General features: G+C 71.4%; 10 protein-coding genes. 5 read left to right on the top strand and 5 right to left on the bottom strand.

What is annotated here, in order from left to right; genetic code table 11:
* Window positions 1-190: 190 nt before the first annotated feature.
* On the top strand, window positions 191-1,771 hold the full coding sequence (locus ACZ4TV_RS02250) for an alpha/beta hydrolase (RefSeq protein WP_468129713.1): 1,581 nt from the start codon (window positions 191-193) through the stop codon (window positions 1,769-1,771).
* A 44-nt stretch (window positions 1,772-1,815) separates the two neighbouring features.
* Here ACZ4TV_RS02250 and ACZ4TV_RS02245 read toward each other — a convergent pair whose 3' ends face one another.
* Window positions 1,816-2,982: a lipase family protein gene (locus ACZ4TV_RS02245; protein ID WP_468129711.1), complete on the bottom strand. Its 1,167-nt coding sequence runs from the start codon at window positions 2,980-2,982 to the stop codon at window positions 1,816-1,818.
* 184 nt (window positions 2,983-3,166) lie between these two features.
* Here ACZ4TV_RS02245 and ACZ4TV_RS02240 point away from each other — a divergent pair, with 184 nt between their 5' ends.
* Window positions 3,167-3,652 carry a MarR family winged helix-turn-helix transcriptional regulator gene (locus ACZ4TV_RS02240; RefSeq protein ID WP_468129709.1) on the top strand — a complete coding sequence of 162 codons (486 nt, stop codon included), beginning with the start codon at window positions 3,167-3,169 and terminating at the stop codon, window positions 3,650-3,652.
* A 233-nt stretch (window positions 3,653-3,885) separates the two neighbouring features.
* Entirely contained in the window at window positions 3,886-5,337 is a 1,452-nt protein-coding gene (locus ACZ4TV_RS02235) for an MFS transporter (RefSeq protein WP_468129914.1), read from the top strand.
* A gap of 27 nt (window positions 5,338-5,364) precedes the next feature.
* Here ACZ4TV_RS02235 and ACZ4TV_RS02230 read toward each other — a convergent pair whose 3' ends face one another.
* Window positions 5,365-5,883: a calcium-binding protein gene (locus ACZ4TV_RS02230; protein ID WP_468129707.1), complete on the bottom strand. Its 519-nt coding sequence runs from the start codon at window positions 5,881-5,883 to the stop codon at window positions 5,365-5,367.
* A 95-nt stretch (window positions 5,884-5,978) separates the two neighbouring features.
* Window positions 5,979-6,989 carry an AraC family transcriptional regulator gene (locus tag ACZ4TV_RS02225; RefSeq protein WP_468129705.1) on the bottom strand — a complete coding sequence of 337 codons (1,011 nt, stop codon included), beginning with the start codon at window positions 6,987-6,989 and terminating at the stop codon, window positions 5,979-5,981.
* Between the two features lie 131 nt (window positions 6,990-7,120).
* Between ACZ4TV_RS02225 and ACZ4TV_RS02220 the strand changes: the two genes are divergently transcribed.
* Entirely contained in the window at window positions 7,121-8,890 is a 1,770-nt protein-coding gene (locus tag ACZ4TV_RS02220; RefSeq protein WP_468129703.1) for an AMP-dependent synthetase/ligase, read from the top strand.
* Between the two features lie 239 nt (window positions 8,891-9,129).
* A complete protein-coding gene (locus ACZ4TV_RS02215) occupies window positions 9,130-10,164 on the top strand; it encodes a S1C family serine protease (protein WP_468129701.1) in 1,035 nt (344 codons plus the stop codon).
* A gap of 87 nt (window positions 10,165-10,251) precedes the next feature.
* Here the strand turns inward: ACZ4TV_RS02215 and ACZ4TV_RS02210 are convergent, their stop codons facing one another.
* The gene (locus ACZ4TV_RS02210; protein ID WP_468129699.1) at window positions 10,252-10,764 is read right to left on the bottom strand and encodes a hypothetical protein; all 513 of its coding nucleotides are present in this window, start codon (window positions 10,762-10,764) and stop codon (window positions 10,252-10,254) included.
* Between the two features lie 32 nt (window positions 10,765-10,796).
* Window positions 10,797-11,408, bottom strand: coding sequence for a dihydrofolate reductase family protein (locus tag ACZ4TV_RS02205; protein WP_468129697.1), 612 nt, complete (start codon window positions 11,406-11,408; stop codon window positions 10,797-10,799).
* Window positions 11,409-11,684: the final 276 nt, after the last annotated feature.

The following is an 11,684-nucleotide window of genomic DNA, read 5'->3' as shown; positions in this document are numbered from 1 at the left end:
CGCACCCTCCCTTCCCCCCCCCCCCCCCCCCCCCCCCCCCCCCCCCCCCCTTCCCCCCCCCCCCCCTCCCCCCCCCCCCCCCCCCCCCCCACCCCCCGGCGAGGCTGAAGGTGCCGGGCAGGCGGGTCGCGGGGAGTCGGTCTATGGTGGACGGGCTGATGGGTCCGGGGGGCCACCCGAGGAGGGTGCAATGCACCGTTCCCCCGTCCGTACCGTCATCGCAGCCTGTGTCCTGGTCCTGTCCTCGCTCAGCGCGGCCCCCGGCCCCACGCCCGCACCCGCACCCACGCCCACCGGCGGCGACCCGCTGGCGCGGTTCCACACCCAGCGCGTCCGGTGGGGCGACTGCCCCGAGAAGCGCGTCCCCGCCGAGATGCGGTGCGGGACGATCGAGGTCCCGCTCGACTACGCGGCCCCGAGCAAGGGCACGGTCAAGGTGGCCCTGGCCCGCATCCCGGCCACCAACCCGTCGAAGCGCATCGGCTCGCTCCTGATGAACTTCGGCGGCCCCGGCCTTTCGGGCGTCGCGTACCTGGCAGCCGACCCCCATGCCTACGCCGACCTCGGCGAGCGGTACGACCTCGTCACCTTCGACCCTCGCGGGGTGGGCCACAGTGAACCCGTCTCCTGCGCCGGACCCAGCGGCGCGGGGATCGAGGCCGAAGACACCGCCGCACTCCTGGCGGCCGTGCGCGCCGAGGTCCAGCGATGCGAGCTCGCCTCCGGCCCGGTCCTCGCGCACATGGGCACCGTCAACGTCGCCCGCGACATGGACGTGATGCGCCGGATCCTCGGCGACGAGAAGCTCAACTTCCTGGGCTTCTCCTACGGGACCAGGCTCGCCGCCGTGTACGCCGCGCAGTTCCCCCGGAGCACCGGCCGCATGGTCCTCGACGGAGTCGACAACCTCGGTGACCCCCTCGCCGAGGAAGCACTCGCACTGGCGCGCGGCCAGCAGCGGGCCCTCGACAACTTCCTGACCTGGTGCGCCCACCAGCAGGACTGCGTCTACGGGACCAACACCCGCACCGCCAAGGAGAAGGTGGCCGCCCTGGTGACGCGGCTCGACGAGAAACCGCTGGTCGCGAGTGACGGTTCGTACGTGACCGGGCAGCACGCCGTCTCCTTGATCGGCGGAGCCCTGCTCGCGCAGTTCATGTGGCCCGCGCTGGCCGAGGCGCTGGCGAAGGCCGAGCGGGACGAGGACCCGGCCGGTCTGTTGGAGCTCGCGGCCCCGGTGGAAGAGCCGGGCAGCGACCAGGAGGGCCAGGAGGACCAGGAGGACCAGGGGGACCAAGGCGACCAGGATTCCGATCCCGTGCCCGCCGACAACAGTGAGGCCGCCCGCGTCGCCGTGTTCTGCGCCGACGACCCGGACCGGTCGAACGCCAAGGCCACCCCGGCGGCGGTGGAGAAGGAACTGCTCGCGCTGGAGGGCGAGTTCCTCAAGGCCTCGGAGATCTTCGGGCCGAGCCAGCTGGCTACCGTGCTCTCCTGCTACGGGCGGCCCGCCGGCACCGACTTCATCCGGAAGATCGACCGCCCGGGCGCCCCGCGGATGCTGCTGATCGGCACCCGCGGCGACCCGGCGACCCCGTACGAGTGGACGGAGGAGACGGCGAAGCGGCTTGGTTCGGCGGTGGTCGTGGACTACAAGGGCGAGGGGCACACCGGGTACGGATTCTCCTCGTGCGTGACGGAGTACGCGAACGGCTTCCTCATCGACGGGCGGCTGCCGTCCGGGACGCGGTCCTGCCCCGCCGCGGAATAGCCGGCGGGGCGGGGCGGGACGGGCGGGGAACACGCCTCGCGCGGTCAGCAGTTGGCGCGGGTCGGACGCCCGGCGAAGCGGTCCGCCAGCCAGTTCCCGACCTCCAGGGAGTGCGTGATCACGCCGCTGACGTGCTCACCGACCCAGATGGTGTCGAATTCGACGTCCGCGCCCTTCGCGCACCAGTCGGCGCGCAGCCGGCGGCCCACCCCGTACGGGATCAACTCGTCGGCGAGCGCGTGGTACTGGTACACGGGCGCGGCCGGGGCCGTCCGCCCGAGCCTGCTCTGGCCCAGCCGGGCCTGCCAGTCCGGTTGGGCCAGCGGGTCGCGCGTGGTCACGTCGGAGATCCGCTTGAAGGAGCCGGCGATCGCGTCGACCGCCACGCAGTTCTCCTTCATCCCGGCGATCAGCAGCTTGCCGAGCGGGTTGAGGTAGGAGTCCAGCTTCAGCTCCGGGAAGGCCGCGTCCTGTCCGGCGGCCGCCATGAAGATGAGCCCGGACCCGTAGGAGCCGTTGTTGAAGTCGGCGACCTCCAGCAGGTCACCGGGGACACCGCCGGTCGCCGTGCCCTTCACCTGGAGCTCCGGGGCGTACGAGCCCTGCAGCTCGGCCGCCCAACTGCTGGCCTGGCCGCCCTGGGAGTAACCCATGATGCCGACGGGGCCGGTGGCCGACAGCCCCGCCTCGGGCAGCCGCTGGGCGGCGCGGGCCGCGTCGAGGACGGCGTGCCCGGCGGACGGGCCCACGGTGTAGGTGTGGACGCCCGGGGTACCGAGGCCCTCGTAGTCGGTGACGACCACGGCCCAGCCGCGCAGGGTGAGCTGCTGGATGAGGTTGGCCTCCATGGCGGTGCCGTACGGGAGGTTGTCGCTCGGCGCGCAGGAGTCGCCGAGGCCGACCGTGCCGACGGCGTACGTGACCAGGGGGCGCGGGCCGGTGCGGCCGTCCTGCGGGACGATGACGGTGCCGGAGACGACGTTCGGGGAACCGTCGGCGGTGGTGGAGCGGTAGTGGATCTTCCAGGCCTTGGTGTGGGTGGGCTGGCCCGGCAGCGGATGGAAGGCGGACGGGGCGCTGCTGACGACATCGCCGGGGCGGGCGGTGGCGGCCTCGGCCCGTGCGGTGGCTGTGGCGGTGGCGGTGGCGGGGATCCAGGCCGAGAGGGCCAGGGCGGCCACGGTGGCGAGGGCGGTGCTGCGGATGCGCATGGGCGGCTCTCCCAAGGACGGTCCGTGCGGAGGTAGGTGAGGTGAAGGTAGTGACCGACCGGTAGGAAGGTCGTTGACCGCGCAGCTCACCTTTCCTGGCCCGGAATCGCACGCCAGGGTCGTCCGTCCAGGTCGTCCCTTTGCCGATAATCCGCGACGGATCGATTTTCGCTACCCTGGCAGCATGACGGCCATGGCACCCACCCGCACCGAACCGGACCTCTCCTTCCTCCTGGACCACACCAGTCACGTGCTGCGGACCCAGATGAGCGCGCGTCTCGCCGAGATCGGGCTCACCCCGCGCATGCACTGCGTGCTCGTCCACGCCCTCGAAGAGGAGCGGACCCAGGCGCAGCTCGCCGAGATCGGCGACATGGACAAGACCACGATGGTGGTGACCGTCGACGCGCTGGAGAAGGCTGGCCTCGCCGAGCGCAGGCCGTCGAGCACCGACCGGCGGGCGCGGATCATCGCGGTGACCGAGGAGGGGGCGAAGGTCGCGAAGGAGAGTCAGGAGATCGTCGACCGTGTCCACGGGAGCGTCCTCGACACCTTGCCCGACGATGAGCGCGACGTGCTGCTCCGTGCGCTGAAGCGCCTGGTCACCGGGCATCTGGAGGTGCCCGAGGAGGGGGCGCGGCCGGCCCGGCGGGCGCGCCAGAAGGGCTGACGGCGGCCGGGTCCGGTCGGTTCGCAGTCATCGTTCCGTAGAAGATAGTCTGCAACGAAACTATCTGCTACGGTCTTTCCTGTTGCCTCCCATCGACAGGAGAGACCGCCGTGCCCACCACCTCCGCACCCGTACCCGTGCCCGCACCCGTACCCGTGCCCGCATCCGTGCCCAGTCCCGGCCCGGACCCCTCGCGCTCCCGCTGGCTCGCCCTCGGCGTCCTGGCCACCGGAATGCTGATGACGATCCTCGACGGCAGCATCGTGACCGTCGCCATGCCGGCCATCCAGAGCGACCTCGGCTTCTCCCCGGTCGGGCTGAGCTGGGTCGTCAACGCCTACCTCATCGCCTTCGGCTCGCTGCTCCTGCTCGCCGGCCGCCTCGGCGACCTGATCGGCCGCAAGCGGATGTTCCTCGCGGGGACGGGCGTGTTCACCGCCGCCTCGCTCCTGGCCGGCGTGGCCGCCTCCCCCGGCGTCCTGATCGCCGCCCGCTTCCTCCAGGGCGTCGGCAGCGCCATGGCCTCCGCCGTGAGTCTCGGCATCCTCGTCACGCTCTTCACCGCGCCGCGCGAACGCGCCAAGGCCATCGCGGTGTTCAGCTTCACGGGCGCGGCCGGTGCCTCCATCGGGCAGGTGCTCGGCGGTGTGCTCACCGACGCGCTCACCTGGAACTGGATCTTCTTCATCAACCTGCCCATCGGCATCGCGGCCGTCCTCGTCGCGCTCCCCGCCCTCCCCGGCGACCGCGACCGCGGCCTCGGCCTGAAGGCCGGCGCGGACGCCGGTGCGGACGTCGGTGGGGGCGGTGGTGCGGACATCCTCGGCGCGCTGCTCGTCACCTCCGGTCTGATGCTCGGGATCTACGCGGTCGTCACGGTCGAGCAGTACGGGGCGACTTCCGCCCGCACGCTCGGTTCCGGCGCCCTCGCGCTCGCCCTGATCGCAGGCTTCCTCGTCCGCCAGGCCACCGCACGGAACCCGCTCATGCCACTGCGGATCTTCCGCTCGCGCAGCGTCTCCGGCGCCAACCTGGTCCAAATGCTGATGGTCGCCGCCCTCTTCTCCTTCCAGATCCTCGTCGCGCTCTACATGCAGAACGTGCTCGGTTACGGCGCCGCCGAGACCGGCCTCGCGATGCTTCCGGCCGCAGCCGTCATCGGTGCGGTGTCCCTGAGCGTCTCGGCCCGCCTGGGTGCCCGCTTCGGCGAGCGCAACGTCCTGCTGGCCGGTCTGCTGCTCCTGGTCGGCGTGCTCGGCCTGCTGACCCGCCTGCCCGCCCGGGCCGAGCAGGCGAACTACCTCACCGACCTGCTCCCCGCGATGCTCCTCGCCGCCGGCTTCGGCCTCGCCCTGCCGGCCCTGACCTCGCTGGGCATGTCCGGCGCGAAGGAGGAGGACGCGGGCCTCGCCTCAGGGCTCTTCAACACCACCCAGCAGATCGGCATGGCCCTCGGGATCGCGGTCCTCTCCACCCTCGCCGCCTCCCGCACCGAGTCCCTCACCGCGGCGGGCCGCCCCGCATCCGAGGCCCTGACCGGCGGCTACCACCTGGCCTTCGCGGTCGGCGCCGGCCTCCTCGTCGCCGCCCTGGCCGTCGCCCTCACGGTCCTGCCCCGCCGCCCGCTGAACGTGCCCGGCGCCCCGGCCGAAGGCAAAGCCCAGGGCCACCTTGCCGCCGTGTGACGTTGCGGCTGCCCCGGCCGCTTCAGATCAGGGTTCGCAGTTGTCGGGAGGGTTGGCCGACGCCGTCACACACAGGTCCGTGCCCGGTCCACCGTCCACGCTGCCGACGTTCCCGCCGGTGAAGATGGTGTCGTTGCCCTCGCCCCCTTCGACACTCCCGTTGACCGCACCGCTGCCGGTGCTGATGGTGTCGTTGCCGTCGCCCCCCTCGATGTTCCCATTGACGGGACCGCTGCCGGTGCTGATGGTGTCGCTGCCGTCGCCTCCCTCGACACTCCCGTTGACGGCACTGCCGCCGATGCTGATGGTGTCGTTGCCGCCGCCCCCGGTGACGGAGGAGTTGACGGGCCCGCTGCACACGATGACGTCGTTCTTGGCGGTGCCGGTGGCACCGATCTGTCCGTTGACCTTGCACGAGGCCTGTTGGGCATGGGCATGGGCATGGGCATGGGCATGGGCGGGGGCGGCCAGGAGGGTCAGGGGGACGGTCAGGGCGAGCGCTGCCGGCCAGGCCGCGAGCCGGGCCGGGCGGCGGATCGGTCTCATCACAGAGACTCCCTTCACGGGTCAGAAAGGCCTCCTCCGTCCATACTGACCCCGCCGCCGCCCGGCCACCTCCCGCGAGGGCGCCGCCGCCCGGTTCAGCCGCCGGAAGCGATCCGGTAGGCCCCCGGCGTCGTGCCCGTCCAGCGGCGGAACGCCCGGTGGAAGGCGGTGTCCTCCGAGAAGCCCAGCCGGGCGGCGAGTTCCGCGATCGGCTCGCCGCCCTCCGCCAGGCCCGCGATCGCCGCGTCCCGCCGCACGTGGTCCTTCAGCTGCTGGAAGGACGTCCCCTCCTGCTGGAGCCGGCGCCGCAGCGTCGCCGGGGACACCGCGAGGCGCGCCGCCACCTCCCCGAGCGCGGGCAGCCGCGGCGACGTGCGCAGCCGCTGCGTCAGGGTCCGGCGTACCTGCTCCGCGACCGTGGTCCCGTACTCCGGGCGGGACAACAGGTCGAAGGGGGCGCGCCGGAGCATCGCGTCGAGCGCGGGCTCGTCCCGTACGAGGGGTGCGGTCAGCCAGTGCGCGTCGAAGGCGGCGCCCGTACGGTCCTCCCCGAAGCGGACCGGACAGTCGAAGAGGATCGCGTACTCGTCCTCGTGCGGCGGCGGGGGATAGGAGAAGGCGGCGTACGCGAGGGGGATGCGCCGCCCGATCAGCCAGCTGCTCAGCCGGTGCCAGATGGCGAGGACGCACTCGGTGAGGAAGCGGTCCTCGTCCCGGGCGAAGTCGTTGCGCACGGTGAACCGGGCCTCGCCGCCCACGACGTCGAGTGCCAGCTCGGGTCCCCCGGGGAACAGCCCGTAGAAGGCGGCCGCGCGCTCCACGGCCCCGCCCAGATCGCGGCAGCCGAGCGAGGCGTAACACATCATCGCGAAGGTGCCGGGGCGGCTCGGGACGGGGCTCAGGGCGAGGAACTCGTCCTGCGTGGCCCGGTACAGCGCCCGGAAGAGCCGGGCGAACTGCGCGGGCGTGATCCGCGCCCGGTCGTCGCCGAGCAGCAGCGGCGGGATCTGCGCCTCCTGGAGCAGCGGCACGGTGTCGATGCCGCTGCGGCGGGCCCCCGTGAGCAGGGCACGCACGTGGTGCACGGTGATCGTCCGCCTCCCCATGGCTCCGACGGTAGCGCCAATGAGCGCTCGGGTCAGCGGGGGTGACGCTTCCGGTCATGCCGCGGCGGTGGTGCGGCTGCCTAGCGTCGGGAGTCACCGACCAACCGGTCACCAACCCCCGGAGGCACGCGATGGACGGACGGCCGAGCACGCTGGCGGTGTTCACCCAGTGGACCGAGGAGCGCTACGGGCCGCAGACCGCCCTGCGGTTCCGTTCGCCGGACGGAGGCGGGTGGCGGACGCGTACGTACGGGGAACTGGGCGCGGAGGTACGGGCCGTCGGGTGCGCGCTGATCGGCCTGGGCGTGGCCGCAGGGGAACGGGTGGCCGTACTGGCGCAGACCCGGCCGCAATGGACGTACACGCACTTCGGGGTGCTGGCGGCGGGCGCGGTCCTCGTACCGGTGTACCCGACGGCGGGGGAGGAGGAGCTCGCCTGGGTGCTGTCGGACTCGCAGGCGGTGGCCGTGGTCTGCGACGACGGGAGGCAGGCGGCACGGGTGGAGGCGCTGCGGGGGGAACTGCCGGCGCTGCGGGCGGTGGTGCTGATGGACGAGCTGGGCGGGCGGGGCTCGGCCCACCCGGCCGCGGCCGACGCGCCCGCGGCCACCCCGGCCGCCGAGTCCGAACTGCTCGCCCGGGCGGCGGCCGTCGCTCCCGGGGCGGACGCGTCGATCGTCTACACCTCGGGCACGACGGGCCTGCCGAAGGGCTGCCGCCTCACCCACGGGAACCTGGGCGCGATCCAGGACGCCACGCTCCCGCTGATCAAGGGCGGCCCGGGGGACTCGACGTACCTCTACCTGCCGCTCGCGCACATGCTGGCCCAGCTGATCCAGTACACGACGCTGCTGGAGGGCGGTGAGCTGTGCTACTTCGGCGGCAGGATCGAGGACGTGCTCTCCGAGGTGGCCGAGGTCGGCCCCACCCATCTGCCGTCCGTGCCGCGGCTGTTCGAGAAGCTGCACGCGGTGGTGCTCTCGCTGGCGGAGTCCGAGGAGGGCGGCCGGGGACGCTTCGAGGCGGCGGTACGGGTGGGCCTGCTGGCGGCGGACGGCCGGCTGCCGCAGGAGCGCAGGGCGGAGTACGAGGCGGCGGAGAAGTCGCTGTACTCCCTGGTCCGGGGCGCGTTCGGCGGCCGGCTGAAGTGGGCGCTCACCGGCGGCGCCCCGATCGCCCCGGCGACCCTGGACTTCCTGCGGGCGTGCGGGATCACGGTGTTCGAGGGGTACGGGATGACGGAGTCGGGCGGTGTCATCTCCCTCAACCACCCGGAGGCCGTGCGCTACGGGACGGTGGGCCGCCCGATCGCGGGCTGCGAGGTGCGGATCGCGCAGGACGGGGAGGTGCTGGCGCGGGGGGCGATGGTGTTCCCCGGCTATCACGCGAATGCGGCCGCGACCGCCGACGCGCTGGATCCCGAGGGCTGGCTCCACACCGGTGACCTGGGCGAACTGGACGCGGACGGGTACCTGCGCATCACTGGCCGGAAGAAGGAGCTGATCATCACCTCAGCCGGGAAGAACCTCACCCCGACGGAGGTCGAGTTCGCCGTCCAGCGCTCCCGCTACGTCTCCCGCGCGGTCCTGATCGGCGACCGCCGCCCGTACCCGGTCGCCCTGATCACCCTGGACGCGGAGGAGGTCACGGCCTGGGCGGGGCGGGAGGGCCTCGCACTGGGCCCCGCCCCGGCCGCGCACCCGGCGGTCCACGCGCTGATCGACGAGGCGGTCACACAGGCCAACGCCACGCTCTCCCGCCCGGCCCGCATCCGCGCCTTCCACATCCTCCCGGAGGACTTCACGGTCGCGGCGGGCACCTTGACGCCGACGCTGAAGCTGCGGCGAGCGGTGGTGGCGGAGCGGTACGCCGAGGAGATAGAGGACTTGTACCGGGGGTGAGGGGGCCGGCGCGGCGAGCGCGGCATTGTCCTCGTGGAGGCCGGTACCCGCAACTCGCACACCCCGCAGGTCCAGCCGCAACCGGCTCGGCACGCGCTGCTCAAAGCCCGGGATTACGCTGAAAGTGCAGCAAATCCTTCCCGGCCAGCACTGGTCCCAGGGCGGGACCGGGGCCGCCCCAGCCCGAAGGGGACCTTATGAGAGCGAGAGTCAGAGGTGTGGCCGCTTGCAGTCTGGCCATGGCGATCACCATGTGGGGACCTGCGGGGGCATGGGCACAGGATGATCCCTCACCCAAAGAGGTCTACGAGAAGGCCAAGCCGGCCACTGTGCAGGTCATAGGGAAAGACACCGGTGGTTCCGGTTTCATCTATAACGCGGATGAGGGGCTCATCGTCACCAACGCGCATGTCGTAGAGGGGCAAGCTGCCCTGAAGGTGGCCATAGAGGACCGGCCACCGGTTCCTGTGCGGGTGCTCGGCACCGATCCTTGCGAGGATCTCGCCGTGGTCAAGATCGCGTCGCCTCAAGAGGATCTGAAGGAACTGAAGTTCGGGAAGAGCGAGGACGTGGAGACGACCGACACGGTCATCGCGCTCGGTTATCCGGTGTCCGCGGCGGACCCCGACGCCAAACAGGATGTCACCTTCACCTCCGGCGCTGTGCAATCGGCCGACATAGACTCCGCGCCGATCCCGTCGCTTCCGAACTTCCCCTCCTTGATCCAGCATTCCGCGACAGTGAATCCGGGCAACTCGGGAGGGCCCCTGCTCAACGCCAAGGGTGAAGTCGTCGGCATCAACACCATGAGTTCCGCAGGGTCGATGGTGGTCGAGGGGCAGGGCTACGCGATCAGCAGCGATCATGCGAGGCCCAAGCTCGACGGTCTGGCCGGGGGCGACAACAAGAATGACGTCGGGTGGGTGCTCGCGGACCTGACGGATCCCACCCTCGCCGCCTCCGTGGAGGAGTACGGTGCCGCGCAACTCAAGGCCTTCGAAGCCTTCGAGAAGAAGAACCTCGAAGGGGTGTACGTCTGGGATGTCCTTCCGGAAACCCAAGCCGCCAAGGCCGGCATCGCAGAGGGCGATGTAATCCAGGGAATCAAGGGCGGTCCCGTGACATCGGTAGCCGAGGTGTGCGACATCCTCCAGTCCTCGGCGGCCCAACAGAAGCTGACCGTGGAAGGGGTCTTCACGGGCACCTTCGACAGCACTCAGGGCAAGCCGGGAGAGGCGTGGTCCACTGAGCTGACGCTGGGAGGCAAGCCCTGACGCTCCGACCGCTGCCGACGCTCCCCACACCACCGGGTCAGGTCAGGGGAGCACGGCGTCGAGTTCCACCACCGCACCAGCGTTCCATCAGGCCATGCCCGAACCCGAACCGGAACCCGCGGCCTCTTGCTCCCCGCGCCAGGCCTTGCGGGGGATGCCCAGGTCGATCCGTGCCTCATCGTGATAGCGGTTCATCAAGGGCACCAGATCGTCCTCCGCCGGTGACTGGTCGCCGCGGCGGGTCGCTATCTCCTGCCTCCACAGGGCGACGTTGACCTCGTGGGCGGCCTCGATCGCCGCCGGCGACGCCAGCAGCACGAGGGTCTCGAACAGCACCGACCTCTTCAGCTCCGCCGCCTCCATCGCGGCGAGGTTCTCCTGCCGGGTGTCCGTTCCCTCCGCCGCCAGCCGGGCTCGTTTCGCGGTGCCGGATATCTCCTTCACGCAGGACGCGTACTCGATGTACGTGTTGAGCTTGCGCTCGTCCCAGCGCGTCGCCATGGTCCGGTGGTGCCGGGCGCGCTCGGCCATGGTCGTGGCCAGGAACGAGGTCAGGGCACCGACGAGGACGCCGACGAGCGTCACTATCTGAGTGATCATGGCGTCAAACTAGCGGCCCGGCTCATGCGAACTCACGCCGGATTCGAGCCCGCGCCGGCGACCGGGCGGTAGGTGCACACGTGCACGCCCGCTGCGCTGACGGTCGTGGAGGCCAGTTCGAGCGTGCGCAGTCCGCCGTCGGCCGGGAAGATCGACTTACCGCCCCCGAGGAGCACCGGCATGATCATGAGCCGGAGCTCGTCGACCAGGCCCTCGCTCAGCAGGGCGCGTACGAGGGTGGGGCTGCCCATGACCACCAGGTCGCCGCCGTCGCTCTCGCGCAGCTCCCGGATGCGGGCGACGGCCTTGTCGCCGGTGATCCGCGTCGTGTTGTTCCACGTCAGCTCGTCATCGCCCAGGGTCTGCGACACGACGTACTTCGGGAGGGAGTTCATCCGGTCGGCGAACGGGTCGCCGGCGCGCTCGGGCCACGCCCCGGCCATCGTCTGCCACGTGCGGCGCCCGAACAGCAGGGCCTCGGCCTTCTCCATCACGTCGGTGAAGGCGCCGCCCACCACCTCCGGGTCGAAGAAGGGGTGCGACCAGCCGCCGTGGGCGAAGCCGCCGTCGTTGTCCTCGCCCTGGCCGCCCGGGGCCTGAACGACGCCGTCAAGGCTGATGAACTCGCTGATGACGATGCGCATGGGATGCGTTCCTCTTCTTCGGTCGGTGTGTACGCAAGAAAGACTGCCGTGCTTCCCGGAAGTCATCGCCCCTCCTTGATCTTGCATGCGTGATGTGGGTCACAGGACCGGGTGCGGTCATGTGGAATGGGTGGGCACGGGGGTATTTCGGGCAGGGAGTTGGGGCCTTTGTCCGTTCGGTCAGGAGACCCGGTGAAGGCGAGACGAATGGTGCGTCACATCTGCCGGGGGGACGGCGAGTCGAGTTCGAATACCTGATAGACAGTGGATATTCAC

The organism is Streptomyces sp. NPDC028910 (assembly GCF_055564955.1).
Note: the sequence above shows the minus strand (reverse complement) of the source record. Positions and strands in the feature narration are given on the sequence as shown.